Source organism: Pseudomonas fluorescens group sp. PF-69, assembly GCF_054481235.1.
Genome location: NZ_JBTMNC010000001.1, coordinates 5,011,389 through 5,027,503, shown reverse-complemented (window position 1 = coordinate 5,027,503; position 16,115 = coordinate 5,011,389). Strand labels below are relative to the sequence as shown.

Genomic DNA, 16,115 nt, shown 5'->3' with positions numbered 1-16,115 from the left:
TGGATTCAAGCTGAAACGTTCTTCGCGGCAGCCTCTTGAGCCTTCGCGATTTCCTGGTTGCGCAAGATAAAGCGCTGCAATTTGCCGCTTGGGGTTTTCGGCAACTCGCTGACAAATTCGATTTCACGGGGGTACGAGTGCGCGGCCAGGCGCTTGCGCACATGTTGACGCAGCTCTTCGGCCAGCTCTGGCGTGGCGCGGTATTGCTCGCCGATCACGACGAAGGCCTTGACCAGCTCGGTGCGTTCCGGATCGGGTTTGCCGACGACCGCCGCTTCGATCACCGCCGGGTGTTCGATCAACGCGCTTTCCACGTCGAACGGGCCGACACGGTAGCCGGAGGTGGTGATCACATCGTCACTGCGACCGACAAAACTGATGCTGCCGTCCGGGTTCCACTCCACGGTGTCGCCGCTCAAGTAGTAGTCGCCGACGAACGCCTTGGTCGGCGCGCCTTCGTAACCGGCGAACCAGCACATCGGCGATTGGCTGCGGTCGATGGCCAGGATGCCCGGCTGGCCAACGCCCAGTTCCTTGTACTGTTCGTCCAGCACCACAATGCGGTGGCCCGGCGAGGCGTAACCGGCGGCGCCCATATGAATCGGGTGCTCCAGGCCATGATGATTGCACAACACCATGCCCAGTTCGGTCTGGCCGTAATGGTCGTGAATGACCACGCCAAGGTTGTCGGCGAACCAGCGGATCACTTCCGGGTTCAGCGGCTCGCCGGCGCTGCTGACGATACGCAGCTTGCCTTTGATCGACTTGGCGAACTCGTCGCCCCCGGCGATCAGCAAGCGATAAGCCGTCGGCGATCCGGTGAGGTTGGTGATCCCGTACTTGTTGATCACCCGGCAGGTGCTTTCCAGGGTGAACGGGCCATCGTAGAAGGTGATCGGGTGGCCCATCGACATCGGGCCGGTTACGCCGAAATAGATGCCGTAGGCCCAACCCGGGTCGGCAACGTTCCAGAAGGCGTCTTCGGGGCGCAAATCCACGGCATCCCGGGTGTAGCTCTGGAACGCGACGATGGCCTTGAGTGGCACCGACAGCGCTTTCGACGGGCCGGTGGTGCCCGAGGTAAACATCAGCAGGAACGGGTCTTCACCGGTCAGCAGCACCGGTTCGCAGACATTGGAGAAGTTGGCCAGTTCGGCCCAGAAACTGAAATCGCCCTGGACGATGCCCTGCCCCTTGGGCCCGCCGACGGTGACGATGGTCGGGCAGTCGGCGACTTCCGCGAGTTTCGAGCGGTTGACCGCATCGGTGACCACCACTTTGGCGCCTGAGCTGCTCAATCGATGTTCGATGGCTTTCGGCCCGAAGGCCGTGAACAGCGGCTGATAGACCGCGCCAATGCGCCAGGTGGCGAACACGGTAATCAATAATTCGATGTTACGTGGCAACAGGCCAGCGACCTTGTCGCCCTTCTGCACGCCCTGGGCCAACAGGAAGTTGGCGAAACGCGCAGCCTTGTCCTGCAAGTCGCTGAAGGTGTAGGTCGCGCTGGTGCCGTCGCGGCCTTCCCAGAACAGCGCGATCCGACCCGGCAAGGCATGCCGGTCGCAGCACTCGATGCAGGCGTTGAGGGCAGTCAGATCGCCAGCGAGTACGGCGTCGACGGTGTGCTGATAATTGAACTGTGATGTAGCAGACAAGTAATCGCGCATTGCCAGAATCCCTCTGTATTTTTATTAGGTTGGGGGAACCGTAACTAACAGGGAAATACTCGCTCTGCGCGGGTGGTGGGGCAATGGTCAAAGTTATCAAGTTGCGTGACTGGTTTGGCCAAGAGCCGGGGGCCGTGGCGCCTGCCCAATCACCAACAAAACCGGATCAGCTCGATTCGTTGAGAATCAAACTGCGGTAGTGCCCCGGATTGGACCCCGACCACTTGCGAAACGCCTTGTAGAACGAACTCGCATCGGCAAACCCCAGGCGCGTGGCGATTTCCGCGAAGCTGATGGCCGGTTCCGCCAACCAGACGATGGCCAGTTCCTTGCGCACGCTGTCCTTGAGCCCTTGATAGGTTTGGCCTTCCTCGGCCAGCCGCCGACGCAGGGTCGAGGCCGACATGCACAGGCGTTGCGCCAGGGCTTCGGTTTCCGGCCAGCGTTCGGCGGGCAGTTGCCGCAGATCGTGCTTGATGCGGCTGGCCAGGCTCTGCGGATCGCGGTACTTGACCAGAATGTTCGCCGGCGCATGGGCCAGGAAACGCTTGAGCTCTTCCGCGCTGCGCTTGATCGGCAGGTCCAGGCAATCGGCGGAGAAAATCATCCGCGTGCGTGGACGGTCGAATCGCAGGTTTTCGGAGAACATCACTTGATAGTCGTCGCAGAAGTCCGGTTGCGAGCAGCGCAATTCGATGGCCAGGATCGGAATCCGCCGCCCCGCCAGCCAGCAGGCCACGCCATGCACGATCATCCAGTAGGTGAAATAGGTGAACGCCCGGCGCGGCGCCTGTTCGTCTTCCAGCAGCACGATTTCCGCCAGGCTTTGTTGGCGAACCAGTTCCGCGGGCAGGTGTTCGAGCATCAGTGACAAGAAGCTCAGGCCACTGGTGAGGCCCGCCGCCAGACTCGGCTGGACCATGGCGCAGCGACAAAGAAACGCCAGGCTGCCGGACTTGAGCTTGCGCGGGTCCATGCCGAAAAACTCGTCATCGCCGCGCCGCGCCAACAGACGCCACAACCGGGCGTAAGCGGTGGCCGGTACCCGTGCATCACTGGTGTGCAGCAGGAGCGGATCGATGCCGACCTTGATCAACACCTCTTCGGTGGCAACGCCCGGGGCGCAACTTTGCAACAGCGCTTCTCGCACCAGTTGAATGGAGATGGTGTCTTTTTCCGCCATGGAGCGAGGCAAACCCTGTTCTTGTTCGAGTGGTGGGCATAGTAGCGCAGCCGCCAACGCTGCGCCCCCTGTAGGAGCGAGCCTGCTCGCGATGGAGGTTAACGATGACGTGGGTTGCCTGGATGAACGCGGTGCCCTGACCTCCATCGCGAGAGTCGAGCGTCGACCGGCTGCTCCTACAGGGGACGGGTTGATCTTCGGGATCGTTCAACTCAGGTTCAGCCAAATGCCAATCGGTAGCATGTGCGAATGAGTGTCATTATGTTACAAATTCGCACCTTATCTGATTCCCCACGGTGCTGAATGCTCGTTCCTTTTCTGATCATGCTGCGCGAAGGCATCGAAGCCGCGTTGATCGTTGGCATCATCGCCAGCTACCTCAAACAGACCGGCCGTGGCCAGTGGATGCCCGCCGTGTGGATCGGCGTGTTCCTCGCCGCCGCCCTCGCCCTGCTGGTGGGCGGTGGCCTGGAACTGGTGAGCGCCGAGTTTCCGCAGAAACAGCAGGAACTGTTTGAGGGCGTGGTCGGCCTGGTGGCGGTCGGCATTCTCAGTTCCATGGTGTTCTGGATGCGCAAAGTGGCGCGTTCGATCAAGCACTCGTTGCACGCCTCCCTCGATCAGGCGCTGACCGGTTCCAGGCATCAGGTCACCGCCCTGATCGCCATGGTGTTTTTCGCCGTGGCCCGCGAAGGCCTGGAAACAGTGTTCTTCCTGCTCGCGGTGTTCCAGCAAAGCGAAGGTCCGGCGGCCCCGATCGGTGCCCTGCTCGGTCTGGTCCTGGCGATCATCGTTGGTTGGCTGATCTACACCGGCAGCATGCGTCTGAACCTCGGCGCGTTCTTCCGCTGGACCGGCCTGTTCATCCTCGTGGTGGCGGCCGGCATTCTCGCCAGCTCGGTGCAGGCGCTGCACGAGGCCGGGGTGTGGAATCACCTGCAAACCGTGCTCTTCGACATCAGCACGACACTGCCAGTGGACGGTCCGCTGGGGTCGGTGCTGGCCGGCATGTTCGGTTACCAGGACGCCCCGACGGTCAGCACTTTGGGTGCCTATCTGATTTATCTGATCGTGGCGCTGGTGATGTTCTTCCGGCCACCCCCCGCGCCGATTGCGAACACCCGTACGCGCGAGCCTGCTCGCGATGGTCGTGAACGATGACGCGTAAAACCGGTTGTCCTGCGGCGCCCGCAGGTTTTTCGCGAGCAGGCTCGCTCCTACAAGGGACGGTGGTGTTTCAAATGACGGCGGTAGAACGCTGTCATCCTCCTGTAGGAGCGAGCCTGCTCGCGATGGTCGTGAACGATGACGCGTAAAACCGGTTGTCCTGCGGCGCCCGCAGGTTTTTCGCGAGCAGGCTCGCTCCTACAAGGGACGGTGGTGTTTCAAATGACGGCGGTAGAACGCTGTCACCCTCCTGTAGGAGCGAGCCTGCTCGCGATGGACGTCAACGATGACGCGTAAAACCGGATGTCCTGCGGCGCCCGCAGGTTTTTCGCGAGCAGGCTCGCTCCTACAAGGGACGGTGGTGTTTCAAATGACGGCGGTAGAACGCTGTCATCCTCCTGTAGGAGCGAGCCTGCTCGCGATGGACGTCAACGATAACGCGTAAAACCGGTTGTCCTGCGGTGCCCGCAGATTTTTCGCGAGCAGGCTCGCTCCCACAGGATTCGTTCGAATAACCAGCCAGACAGTCTTCCTCCATTTCCAGCCAGTAAGGGCAACCATGCCAAATCAACCCCCCACCCAGGCTTCCCGTCCCCGCGCCTTGCGCTGGGCGGTGGCCGGCTCGGTGATCGTGATGATCGCTGCCGGTGGCCTGCTCTATTACGCCTCGAAAATCGCCGCCGACAAGCGCCAGGCCAACCACGACGAAGTCCTGGTGACCATCGACACGCACAGCTGCGAGCCGAATGCCCTGACGGTTCCGGCCGGCCATGCCCGCTTCCGCATCGTCAATCGATCCGATCGTGCCGTCGAATGGGAAATCCTCGATGGCGTGCTGGTAGTCGAAGAGCGGGAAAACATCGCACCCGGCCTGAGCCAAGTGATCAACGCCAACCTGTTGCCCGGCAACTACGCCATCACCTGCGGTCTGCTGAGCAACCCGCGCGGCACCTTGCACCTCACGCCGACAGCGGCTTCCGAAGCGGCGGCCAAGGCCAGGCCGTCGATGGTGGCGTTCGTCGGGCCGTTGTCGGAGTTCCGTGTGTACCTGAGCAGCCAGGGCACAGCGCTGATCAAAGCCGTCACCGCCCTTGAGCAAGCCATTGCAGCCCGCGATCTCAGCCAGGCCCAAGCCTTGTACGTGCCGGCCCGAGCCGCGTATCAACGCCTGGCCCCGGCCGCCCAGCGCCTGGCCGAGCTGGACAACGGGATCAACGCCCGTGCCGATTACTTCGAACAACGCGAGCAAGACCCCGGGTTCGTCGGTTTCCATCGCCTCGAATACGCGCTGTTCCAGCAACGCAACCTCGACGGCCTGGCACCGGTCTCTCAGCGCCTGTTAGCGGACGTGACCACCCTCAAGCAACAGCTGCTGGCCCAGTCCCTGCCACCGGAGCAACTGGTGAGCCTTGTCGTGCGCAACCTCAACGGCATCGCCGAGGTGCGCGCCCGCAGCGGTGAAGAAGAACGTTACAGCCACATTGATCTGAATGGCTTCGCCGCCAATCTCGACGCCGCACGCAAGGTCGTCGACCTGTTGCGTCCGTTGCTGGCCAAATCCGCCGCCGACCTGCTGCCGCAGATCGACAGTGCGCTCAGCGCGTTTGACACCGAGCTCAACGGTTTCAAGGTCAACGACGGCTACGCCAGCTACGACAGTGTCGGCACAGCGCAACGCCAACAGATCGCCGACAAGGCCAAGGCACTGGCCGCTGCACTCGATGGAATCGACCCCGCCCTTGGCCTTTCCGGCCTCTAAGCAGAAGACGACTGATCAATGAACGATTCAGAACAACTCAACCTCCAGCGGCGCCGGGTATTGATGGGCATGGGTGCTGCTGGTGTCGCCCTGGCCGGCTCCGCGCTGAGCTGCCCGGCCATGGCCGCCAGCCCCGCACAAGTCACCGAGGCGCCGAGCAGCGACCACACGCAAGACCGCCACGAATTCCACGGCAAACACCAGACGGGCATCGTCACCCCGCGCCCGGCGTCCGGCATGCTGGTGTCGTTCGATGTGCTGGCCAGCGATCGCGAGGATCTGGAGCGACTGTTTCGCACCCTAAACCAACGCATCGATTTTTTGATGAAGGGCGGCCCGGTCACCCAGGTCGACCCGAAGTTGCCACCCATGGATTCGGGCATTCTCGGCCCGATTGTGACCCCGGATAACCTGACCATCACCGTGTCGGTAGGCGCCTCATTGTTCGATGAGCGCTTCGGTCTGGCCAATGCCAAGCCCAAGCGCCTGACGCGCATGATCGGTTTTCCCAACGATGCGCTGGAGGCTGATTGCTGCCACGGCGACCTGAGCCTGCAGTTCTGCTCCAACACCACCGACACCAACATCCACGCCTTGCGCGACATCGTGAAAAATCTCCCGGATCTGCTGCTGGTGCGTTGGAAACAGGAAGGCAGCGTGCCGCCCCAGGCCCCGGCAAAACCCGGTGTGCCAGCTCAGAGCGCGCGCAACTTCCTGGGCTTTCGTGACGGCTCGGCCAACCCCGATTCCAACAATGCCAACACCATGGACAGCATCGTCTGGATTCAACCCGGCTGCGACGAGCCGGCCTGGGCTGTCAACGGCAGCTATCAGGCGGTGCGGATCATCCGCAACTTCGTCGAGCGCTGGGATCGCACACCGTTGCAGGAACAGGAAAGCATTCTCGGCCGGGTCAAGAGCAGCGGCGCGCCCATGGGCGGCACCCATGAGTCGCAAGTGCCGGACTACAGCAAGGACCCGCATGGCAAGTTGACCAGACTCGACGCGCACATCCGCCTGGCCAATCCGCGCACCGCCACGACCCAGGCCAACCTGATCCTGCGCCGGCCGTTCAACTACTCCAACGGCGTGAACAAGAACGGCCAGCTGGACATGGGCTTGCTGTTCATCTGCTACCAGGCCGACCTGGAGAAAGGCTTTATCACCGTGCAAACCCGACTCAACGGCGAGCCACTGGAGGAGTACCTGAAGCCGGTCGGTGGCGGCTATTTCTTCACCCTGCCCGGTGTCACCGGCGATAAGGATTTCATCGGTCGCTCACTGCTCGACGCCACACAACCCACAACAACCGCGTAACCACCCAACACGGAACCGTCCCATGAAACAGTCGCCACTCGCGTTACTGCTGACCCTCGGCTTGCTCACCACACCGCTTGCGGCTTTCGCGGCAACGGCGCCGCTGGAGCTGGTGCAGCCGATTTCGGACTACAAGATCTACGTCACCGAACAACTGGATGAACTGGCCAGCCACACCCGGCAGTTCACCGATGCGGTGAAAAAAGGTGATCTGGCCACCGCGAAAAAACTCTATGCGCCGACCCGTGTTTACTACGAATCGATCGAGCCGATTGCCGAGCTGTTCAGTGATCTCGACGCGTCCATCGACTCCCGCGTCGATGACCACGAGAAAGGCGTGAAAGCTGAAGACTTCACCGGCTTTCACCGCATCGAATACGCGCTGTTTTCGCAAAACAGCACCCAGGGACTGGGCGAACTGGCCGACGGTCTGGACAAAGACATCAAAGACCTGCAAACCCGCGTCGCCGGCCTGACGTTCCCGCCGGAAAAAGTCGTCGGCGGTGCCGCTGCGCTGCTTGAAGAAGTGGCCGCCACCAAGATCTCCGGCGAAGAAGATCGCTACAGCCACACCGACCTCTATGACTTCCAGGGCAACATCGACGGCGCGAAGAAAATCGTCGACCTGTTCCGCCCGCCAATCGAAAAACAGGACGCGGCATTCATCGCCAAAGTCGACAAGAACTTTGCCACGGTGAACCGGATTCTGGCCAAGTACAAAACTGCGGGCGGCGGTTTCGAGACTTACGACAAGGTGAGTGAAAACGACCGCAAGGCGCTGGTCGGGCCGGTGAATACACTGGCTGAGGATCTGTCGACCTTGCGTGGGAAACTGGGGCTGAACTGAATGCAGTAGCGACTGGAAGGGCCTCATCGCGAGCAAGCTCGCTCCCACGGATTGTTGAGTCAAACCACAATGACGTGATCGGCATCAAACCCTGTGGGAGCGGGCTTGCCCGCGATGGCGTCAGCCGCCGCGCTACCGTTTTTAGAGGATTCGGTAGAGCAAGCGCTCAATACGCACCCGGCTCACACGCTTGAGAAACTTCGCCACTCCCGAGGGGTAGTCCGGCAAGGTTTGCAGGTCCTGGAAGCGCTCGATACGCCGGGTGTGCTGGAAAATCTGCGCCAGTTCCGTGCGCCGCAGTGCCTGCAACTCGCCTTTCGGATCATCGATCAGCAAGCCGTTTTCCAGATCGAGACGAAACGCCCGAGGGTTGAGGTTGTTGCCGGTCAGCAAGGTGTAGCGCTGGTCGATCCACATGCCCTTGAGGTGATAGGTGTTATCGCCGTCCAGCCACAGGTGCAGGTTCAACTGGCCACTGTCGATGTTGCGTTGATGGCGCTTGGCGAACCGGCGCAGGCTGATTTCGTAAAGGTACGGCAGCGCCGAAATCACCTTGAACGGCTCGCTCGGCGGGATATAGAAGTCGTTGGCGGTCTTGTCGCCGACCACGATGTCGATCTTCACCCCACGCGCCAATGCCCGGTTAACCTCCCGAATCACCGCCAATGGCAGATTGAAATAGGGCGTGCAGATGGTCAGTTGCTGCTGGGCGCTGGCGATCAGTTCGCAAATCACCCGGTTCAAAGGGTTGTTCTTGCCGACGCCGAGTAAGGGGCTGACCGACAGGCCGGTCTTGTCCGTGGTGCCCTGTGTCGTGTCGTACGCCGCGTGCTTGAGTCGGCTGCGCAGGTCGCCGATGTCATTGCGCAGGCTGCGGGTGGTCGGCAGGTTCGGCAGATCCAGGCGATGCACGGCCTTGGAAGCCACCAGGCCGTGTTGAACCAGATGCTGCATCGAATCGGCCAGGTCACGGTTCTGCAACAGGTGATAACGGTCGTAGCGGTACTTGTCGAACTTGTGCAGGTAGACGTTGTTCAGGCTCGCGCCGCTGTAGATCACGCAATCATCGATCACGAAACCCTTCAGATGCAGGACACCGAACAGTTCGCGGGTCTGCACGGGCACGCCATACACCGGCACTTCGCTGGCGTGGGTGCGGGTCATTTCCTGATACCAGGCCGAGTTGCCCGGTTGCTTGCCGGCACCGATCAGGCCGCGCTGGGCGCGCAACCAGTCGACGACGACCACCACGTCCAGTTCCGGACGCGCCCGTTTGGCAGCGTGCAAGGCATCGAGAATTTCCTGGCCGGCCTCGTCCTGTTGCAGGTACAGCGCAACGATATAAATGCGCCGGGTTGCACTGGCGATTTTCTCCAGCAGGCAACGGCGGAACTCGGCAGCGCCAGAGAGGAAGGTGACGGCATCGGCGGTCAGCGGAAAACTGCGCAGTTTGGGCAGCAGAGAGCGTTTGAAAAGCGACGGCATAGGGCTCGCAGTGGGTCGAATCCAAAGAGGTTGAGAGCTTACACCATGGATCGGTTCGGGTCTTGTGGCTGTCTGTCCTGACGTCATCGAAGGCCAGCCAGCGATGGCCATTTCATGACTGGCAAAAATAGTAATTGACCAAGGAGAACGATCGTTCTACTGTTCGTTCCATGAACGAAATCACAAACAACGACACACGCGACATCATTCTGGACGTCACCGAAAAGCTGATCTACAAAAGTGGCATCGCCGCCACGGGCATGGATCTTCTGGTGAAGACCGCCGGCGTCTCCAGAAAGAGCGTCTACCGCTACTTCGCCAACAAGGAGGCGCTGACAGTCGCGGCCCTGCAACGCCGGGATCAACGCTGGATGCACTGGTACAGGAGCGCGGTCGACCAGGCCGAAACCCCGGCAGACCGGTTGCTCAATCTGTTTACCGTGCTCAAGTCCTGGTTCTGTTCCGAAGGCTTTCGCGGTTGCGCGTTCATCAATACCAGCGGCGAAACCGGTGATCCGCAAGACCCTGTTCGCCTGGTCGCCAAAGACCACAAACAGAAGCTGCTCGACTACGTGTGCGAGCTGTGTACCGAACATGGCGCCGAAGATCCGCAGACGCTGGCCAAGCAGTTGCTGATCCTGATTGACGGGGCCATTACCGTCGCACTTGTCATGGGTGACTACAGTGCCGCCGATCATGCGCAATGTGTGGCACGCAAGTTATTGGCGCTGTAACTGCTTGATCAAGACCGACAACGTTGTTGAACGTTCATTTGATACGGAGATATCCAATGTCTAACGCTGAAGTTCGTCCGCCATTGCCGCCCTTTACCCGTGAATCCGCCATCGAAAAGGTCCGCCTGGCCGAAGACGGCTGGAACTCCCGCGATCCGCAGCGTGTGTCGCTGGCCTATACCCTGGACACCCAATGGCGAAACCGCGCCGAGTTCGCCCACAACCGCGAAGAGGCCAAAGCCTTCCTGACCCGTAAATGGGCCAAGGAACTGGACTATCGCCTGATCAAGGAACTCTGGGCGTTCACTGACAACCGCATCGCTGTGCGTTATGCCTATGAATGGCACGACGATTCGGGCAACTGGTTCCGTTCCTACGGCAACGAAAACTGGGAGTTCAATGAAGACGGCCTGATGGCCCGGCGCTTCGCCTGCATCAACGACCTGCCGATCAAGGAAAGCGAGCGCAAGTTCCGCTGGCCGCTGGGCCGCCGCCCGGATGATCACCCGGGCTTGTCCGACCTGGGCTTGTAACACTGGCCCCTGGCAGGCACTGGCAAGCCAGTACCTGCCGGGGTTGAGGTGCTCAGGCGACCGCTGCGGTCTGCCGGGACAACGCTTCGGCCTCCAAGGCCCTTACCAGTGGCAATACCCGCTGGCCGAAATACTCCACTTCTTCTTGAAAGTGCAGAAACCCCGCCAATACCAGATCCACGCCCACCGCTTTGAGCGCCACGATTCGCTCGGCGATCTGTTGTGGCGTGCCGATCAGATTGGTCTTGAAACCATCGTTGTATTGCACCAGATCCTCAAACGTCGATTTCGCCCAGTTGCCCTCGCCCTCCGGCGATGCCCGGCCGGCTTGTTTCGCCGCGTCGCCAAAGGCATTCACCGCCTCCGGGTCGGCCTGATCGATGATCTGTGCCAGCACTTCCCGCGCCTCCTCTTCGGTATCGCGGGCGATCACGAACGCGTTCACCCCGATCTTGACTGAATGATTGTTCGCCGCCGCCTTGGCGCGAATGTCATCGACCTGGGCCTTGATGCCTTCCGGGGTGTTGCCGTTGGTGAAATACCAGTCCGACACCCGCGCGGCCATGTCCCGCGCGGCACGGGAGCTGCCACCCTGGAAGATTTCCGGGCGCCCCAGGGGTTTGGGTTTGAGGCTGTAGTTATCGAAGCGGTAGAAGTCGCCGCGAAAGGTGAAGTTGTCCTGGGTCCAGATGCCTTTGAGTGATCGGATGAACTCTTCGGAGCGGCGATAGCGCTCATCGTGTTCCAGCCAGTGTTCGCCGATGGCCTGGAACTCGCCCTTGAACCAGCCGCTGACGACATTGATCGCCACCCGGCCATTGGTGAGTTGATCGATGGTAGCCAGTTGCTTGGCCGCCAGCGCCGGTTGCCAAGGGCCCGGCAGGATCGCGGCGATGACTTTGAGCCTGGTCGTTGCCGCCAGCAGTGCATGGCTGAAGGCGACCGATTCATGCTGGTACTCGGCGCCGTAACCGGCGGTGAAACGAATCTGTGTCAGGGCATATTCAAACCCCGCTTCTTCTGCCAGCTGTGCCAGCTTGCGGTTGTAGTCGATACCCCAGTGGGTACGTTGTTCGATCTTGCTGACCACCAGCCCACCGCTGACGTTCGGCACCCAGTAGGCAAATTTCACGGCTTGCTGACTCATTGGCGTTTCCTCGGGACATTAGGGTTTGTCCTGAGGCATGAGCAGCAAGCGTGCCAGCCCGGAAGTCAGCACTGTGGCTCGGGAGCCTGGTCCCGCCGGGCTGCGCAGCGGCCCCAAATTTTAATGAGCGCTGCGCACTCAAGCGCGAGCAAGCTCCCTCGCCACAAAACCGCCTCACCGGACAATTTGCTGATGCACTGTTGGCCTGACAACAGTTGAAACCACCGCAAACTCAAGGGCGCCCAGTAAATCCGCACAGAACGGGTCCGGCATGGACCCTGCAATCCCCCTTGGCAAACGCAACGCTGTTTCTGCCCAGCCAAGGAGTTGTCCCATGACCGAACACCAGGTAATCACACCGCTGTCCACCGGCGCCGACTATCAAACCCTCGCCGCGAAGTACCGGCCGATTTTCCAGCGCATTGCCGACGGCGCCCTCGAACGCGAACAGTCGCGCACCCTGCCCTATGAGCCGATTCAATGGCTCAAGGACGCCGGATTCGGCGCAGTGCGGGTGCCGATTGAATACGGCGGCGGTGGTGCTTCGGTGCCGCAGTTGTTCGAGCTGCTGATCGAACTGGCCGAAGCCGACTCCAACGTTCCCCAGGCACTGCGCGGCCACTTCGCCTTTGTCGAGGATCGTCTCAACGCCCCATACGGCCCGTCGCGAGATGTCTGGTTCAAACGCTTCGTCGAGGGCGACATCGTCGGTTGCGCCTGGACTGAAATCGGTGCCGTCGAGGTTGGCGATGTCGTGACCAAAGTCACGCCCCATGGCGATCAATGGCGGCTCAACGGTGAGAAGTTCTACAGCACTGGCAGCCTGTTCTCCGACTGGATTGACGTCTACGCCCAGCGCAGCGACACCGGTGGCGACGTCATTGCCGCCGTGCGCACGCGCCAGCCGGGCATCGTGCAGAGCGACGACTGGGATGGCTTCGGCCAACGCACCACCGGCAGCGGAACATCGCGCTTTGTCGATGCCGTGGTGGACGCCGAGAACGTCATCGACTTCGCGACCCGCTTCAAATACCAGACTGCGTTCTATCAGCTCGTGCTCCTGGCCACACTGGCGGGCATCGGCCGTGCGGCATTGCGTGATGTTTCGCGTCACGTGCGCGAACGCCAGCGCATCTACAGCCATGGCAACGCACAACGTGTCAGCGATGACCCGCAGGTCCAGCAAGTGGTCGGCAATATTGCCGCGTGGGTGTATGCCGCCGAAGCCAGCGCCCTGAGAGCCGCGCTACCGGCGCAGGAGGCCTACCTGGCGCGTTTCGCCGGTGACGACGAACGGGAAACCGCAGCGAATGTGGCCGCGGAAATCGAATCGGCGAAAGCGCAAGTGGTGGTCACGGAGCTGATCCAGCGGGCGACCACCGAGCTGTTCAATGCGTTGGGGGCTTCGGATATTCGCCAGGGCAAATCGCTCGACCGGCATTGGCGCAATGCGCGGACCGTGTCGTCGCATAATCCGCTGATCTACAAGGCACGGATTGTCGGGGATTGGACGATCAACGGAACCGAGCCACCGTTTGTGTGGCAGATCGGCAACGGGCCGCAGCTTAAATGATGTGCCGCCAGGGCTGACGCCTTCGTCGGGTCGCCGCCAAAGGTGGATGTGGGTAAGATGTGAGCCCTCCCCGCATTCCACCTTTGGCACCTCGCCGAATAAGCCGATTCCATGCCTTTCGAACTCAGCGTTGACCTCACCACCCTCGCCATTCTCGCCCTTGTCGCCTTTGTAGCCGGCTTCATCGACGCCATTGCCGGCGGTGGTGGCCTGTTGACCACCCCGGCCTTGCTGACCGCCGGCCTGCCACCGCACCTGGTCCTGGGCACCAACAAGCTCAGCTCGACCTTCGGCTCCGCCACCGCCAGCTTTACCTTCTACCGCCGCAAGCTGTTCCATCCCAGGCAGTGGACTCACGCCATCGTCGGCACGCTGGTTGGCGCCCTGAGCGGTGCCGTGGTTGCCCACTACCTGCCGGCCGAATGGCTGAACAAGATGCTCCCAGTGATCGTCTTTGCCTGCGGTGTCTATCTGTTGTTTGGCGGAACGCCGAAAGCCCCGCTGGACAGCGACGCACCGATCAAGAAAACCTGGCAATCGACCCAAGGCTTCAGCCTCGGCTTCTATGATGGTGTGGCCGGTCCCGGCACCGGGGCGTTCTGGACTGTCAGCAGCCTGCTGCTCTACCCCATCGACCTGGTGAAAGCCAGCGGCGTGGCGCGCAGCATGAACTTCGTCAGCAACGCGGCGGCGCTGTCGATCTTCATTTTTTCCGGTCAGGTGGACTGGGTCATCGGCTTGAGCATGGGCTCGTCATTGATGGTCGGCGCCTTCTTCGGCGCTCGCACCGCCATCAGTGGCGGCGCGAAATTCATTCGTCCGGTGTTCATCACCGTGGTGTTGGGCCTGACCGTGCGCCTAGCCTGGCAACACTGGTTCAGCGTGGCCTAACCGCCGCGCCACGTAGACGTCGATCAGGTAACGGGCTATCGAGCGTGACGCCGGCAACGGCGGCAGCTCGTGCACGTTGAACCACTGGGCGTCTTCGATCTCGTCTTCCTGGCAGACGATCTCGCCGCCAGCGTATTCAGCATGGAAGCCGAGCATCATCGAATGCGGGAACGGCCAGCACTGGCTGCCCATGTACTGGATGTTCCTGACCTCGATCCGCACCTCTTCGCGGACCTCGCGAATCAGGCAATCCTCGGCGGACTCACCCGGTTCGGCAAAGCCCGCCAGCGTGCTGTAGACCCCGCTGACAAACCGTGGCGAACGCGCCAGCAGGATTTCGTCGCCACGGGTCACCAGCACGATCATGCTCGGCGAGATCCGTGGATAGCTGCGCAGATCGCAGGGCTGGCAATACATCGCCCGTTCGCGCGGCACCTGATTCATGGCTTGCCCGCAATTACCGCAAAAGCGGTGCTCACGGGCCCAGGTGCCGATCTGTGCGGCGTACGCGAGCACCTTGTACACCGTGTGATCGCCTTCGAGCATGAAAGCCCGCAAGCCTTTCCACTGACAGCCCGGGACTTCGCTGTGGCTGCGTAATTCCAGCAGATACACCGGCTCGCCCTCGAGATGACCGATGCCATGCTCGGCCAGAATCGCCAGGTCCTGGCGCTTGAGCCATTCACGGGGGAACAGCGCGCCATTGTCATCGAACAGAAAGCCTTCGGGGCTGCGCGCCACGGCCCAGCCGCCGGGTTGATCGGTGTCCAGTACTGCAGTGGTCCAGCGTGAAGTCATTTTTCAATCAATCCAGAAATTCGGGTTTCTGTTTGCTCATATGGGCGGCCATGGCCACGCGCAAGTCAGTGGATTGCAACATGGCGGCGTTCCAGGTGGCGACGTATTCCAGGCCATCATCGATGCGGTGATCGCGCATGTAGCTGATCATTTCCTTGGTGCCGGTAACGGCAATCGGCGACTTGCCGGCGATCTCGCGGGCAATGCCCATCACGCCATCAAGCAGGCTGGCGTTGTCGCTGTAAACGCGATTGACCAGGCCCATGCTCCGCGCCTCTTCGGCACCAAAGGTGCGACCAGTGTAAGCCAGTTCGCGCAGCATGCCGTCACCGATGATCCGCGGCAAGCGTTGCAGCGTGCCGACGTCAGCGGCCATGCCGATGTCGATTTCCTTGATCGAGAATTGCGCATCTTCGGCGGCGTAACGCATGTCGCAAGCGGCGATCAGGTCAATCGCACCGCCCAGGCAGTAGCCTTGAATGGCGGCCAGTACCGGTTTGCGGCAGTTGTCGACGGCATTGAACGACGCTTGCAGGTTGAGAATCTTGCGTCGCAGCAGGCGCGCGTTGCGCCCGACGTCCTTGCCCAGTTCATTGGCCACGCCCGCCAGCATCATCAGGTCGATGCCCGACGAAAAATGTTTGCCGGCACCACTGAGGACCACCACCCGCACCTCGTCGGTGTCGTCGATCCACTGGAAGATCTCGACGATTTCGCTCCAGAACGCAGCATTCATCGAGTTGACCTTTTCCGGGCGGTTGATCTGCACATGGGCGATTTTATCGACCAGTTCGACGTTGAATGCTGTGTATTGGGACATGCCAGTGATCCTTTAGCGGGCAAAAAAGAGGCCCGAACTATAACAAGGCACTGCGGTGGGCAGTAAGGCAGCGGTTCGGCCAAAAGCGGGACTTCTCGACGATCGCCCGATCAAGCATACCCCCCTCGATTTGAGCGTTCCCTGCAAAGAATCCCGGAACGAAATGAATAATTGTCCCGCTGCGGTGTTTA

At 61.2% G+C, this 16,115-nt stretch carries 14 protein-coding genes; 8 read left to right on the top strand and 6 right to left on the bottom strand.

What is annotated here, in order from left to right:
* Positions 1 to 5 precede the first annotated feature (5 nt).
* Together ACX3YF_RS23765 and ACX3YF_RS23760 are read right to left on the bottom strand one after the other, a co-directional pair.
* Positions 6 to 1,670, bottom strand: a complete 1,665-nt coding sequence (locus ACX3YF_RS23765; RefSeq protein ID WP_288098072.1) for an AMP-binding protein — start codon at positions 1,668 to 1,670, stop codon at positions 6 to 8.
* 166 nt (positions 1,671 to 1,836) lie between these two features.
* Positions 1,837 to 2,853: an AraC family transcriptional regulator gene (locus ACX3YF_RS23760; RefSeq protein ID WP_458974866.1), complete on the bottom strand. Its 1,017-nt coding sequence runs from the start codon at positions 2,851 to 2,853 to the stop codon at positions 1,837 to 1,839.
* A 303-nt stretch (positions 2,854 to 3,156) separates the two neighbouring features.
* Between ACX3YF_RS23760 and efeU the strand changes: the two genes are divergently transcribed.
* The 4 genes from efeU (at position 3,157) to efeO (ACX3YF_RS23740) (ending at position 7,943) form a co-directional block, all read left to right on the top strand.
* On the top strand, positions 3,157 to 4,014 hold the full coding sequence (gene efeU / locus ACX3YF_RS23755) for an iron uptake transporter permease EfeU (RefSeq protein ID WP_458945136.1): 858 nt from the start codon (positions 3,157 to 3,159) through the stop codon (positions 4,012 to 4,014).
* Positions 4,015 to 4,579: 565 nt separating this feature from the next.
* The gene (gene efeO, locus ACX3YF_RS23750) at positions 4,580 to 5,779 is read left to right on the top strand and encodes an iron uptake system protein EfeO (protein ID WP_458974416.1); all 1,200 of its coding nucleotides are present in this window, start codon (positions 4,580 to 4,582) and stop codon (positions 5,777 to 5,779) included.
* An 18-nt stretch (positions 5,780 to 5,797) separates the two neighbouring features.
* Entirely contained in the window at positions 5,798 to 7,096 is a 1,299-nt protein-coding gene (efeB, locus tag ACX3YF_RS23745) for an iron uptake transporter deferrochelatase/peroxidase subunit (protein ID WP_458974415.1), read from the top strand.
* 22 nt (positions 7,097 to 7,118) lie between these two features.
* On the top strand, positions 7,119 to 7,943 hold the full coding sequence (gene efeO / locus ACX3YF_RS23740) for an iron uptake system protein EfeO (RefSeq protein ID WP_130210332.1): 825 nt from the start codon (positions 7,119 to 7,121) through the stop codon (positions 7,941 to 7,943).
* A 141-nt stretch (positions 7,944 to 8,084) separates the two neighbouring features.
* On the opposite strand, the gene pssA is transcribed toward efeO (ACX3YF_RS23740), so the two are convergent.
* A complete protein-coding gene (gene pssA, locus ACX3YF_RS23735) occupies positions 8,085 to 9,428 on the bottom strand; it encodes a CDP-diacylglycerol--serine O-phosphatidyltransferase (protein WP_458974414.1) in 1,344 nt (447 codons plus the stop codon).
* A gap of 170 nt (positions 9,429 to 9,598) precedes the next feature.
* On the opposite strand from pssA, the gene ACX3YF_RS23730 reads away from it, so the two are divergent.
* Both ACX3YF_RS23730 and ACX3YF_RS23725 read left to right on the top strand, forming a co-directional pair.
* Positions 9,599 to 10,162, top strand: a complete 564-nt coding sequence (locus ACX3YF_RS23730) for a TetR/AcrR family transcriptional regulator (RefSeq protein ID WP_130210328.1) — start codon at positions 9,599 to 9,601, stop codon at positions 10,160 to 10,162.
* 56 nt (positions 10,163 to 10,218) lie between these two features.
* Entirely contained in the window at positions 10,219 to 10,695 is a 477-nt protein-coding gene (locus ACX3YF_RS23725; protein WP_047529351.1) for a nuclear transport factor 2 family protein, read from the top strand.
* Between the two features lie 52 nt (positions 10,696 to 10,747).
* On the opposite strand, the gene sfnG is transcribed toward ACX3YF_RS23725, so the two are convergent.
* Complete coding sequence (gene sfnG / locus ACX3YF_RS23720; RefSeq protein ID WP_196585656.1) at positions 10,748 to 11,842, bottom strand: dimethylsulfone monooxygenase SfnG; 1,095 nt, start codon at positions 11,840 to 11,842, stop codon at positions 10,748 to 10,750.
* A 334-nt stretch (positions 11,843 to 12,176) separates the two neighbouring features.
* On the opposite strand from sfnG, the gene ACX3YF_RS23715 reads away from it, so the two are divergent.
* The gene (locus ACX3YF_RS23715; protein WP_458974413.1) at positions 12,177 to 13,415 is read left to right on the top strand and encodes an acyl-CoA dehydrogenase family protein; all 1,239 of its coding nucleotides are present in this window, start codon (positions 12,177 to 12,179) and stop codon (positions 13,413 to 13,415) included.
* Between the two features lie 111 nt (positions 13,416 to 13,526).
* Positions 13,527 to 14,306 carry a TSUP family transporter gene (locus ACX3YF_RS23710; protein WP_047529357.1) on the top strand — a complete coding sequence of 260 codons (780 nt, stop codon included), beginning with the start codon at positions 13,527 to 13,529 and terminating at the stop codon, positions 14,304 to 14,306.
* On the opposite strand, the gene nudC is transcribed toward ACX3YF_RS23710, so the two are convergent.
* A complete protein-coding gene (gene nudC / locus ACX3YF_RS23705; protein ID WP_196585657.1) occupies positions 14,274 to 15,104 on the bottom strand; it encodes an NAD(+) diphosphatase in 831 nt (276 codons plus the stop codon). The two genes, ACX3YF_RS23710 and nudC, sit on opposite strands and share 33 nt — an antisense overlap.
* A 7-nt stretch (positions 15,105 to 15,111) precedes the next feature.
* Positions 15,112 to 15,924, bottom strand: coding sequence for a crotonase/enoyl-CoA hydratase family protein (locus ACX3YF_RS23700; RefSeq protein WP_458974412.1), 813 nt, complete (start codon positions 15,922 to 15,924; stop codon positions 15,112 to 15,114).
* Positions 15,925 to 16,115: the final 191 nt, after the last annotated feature.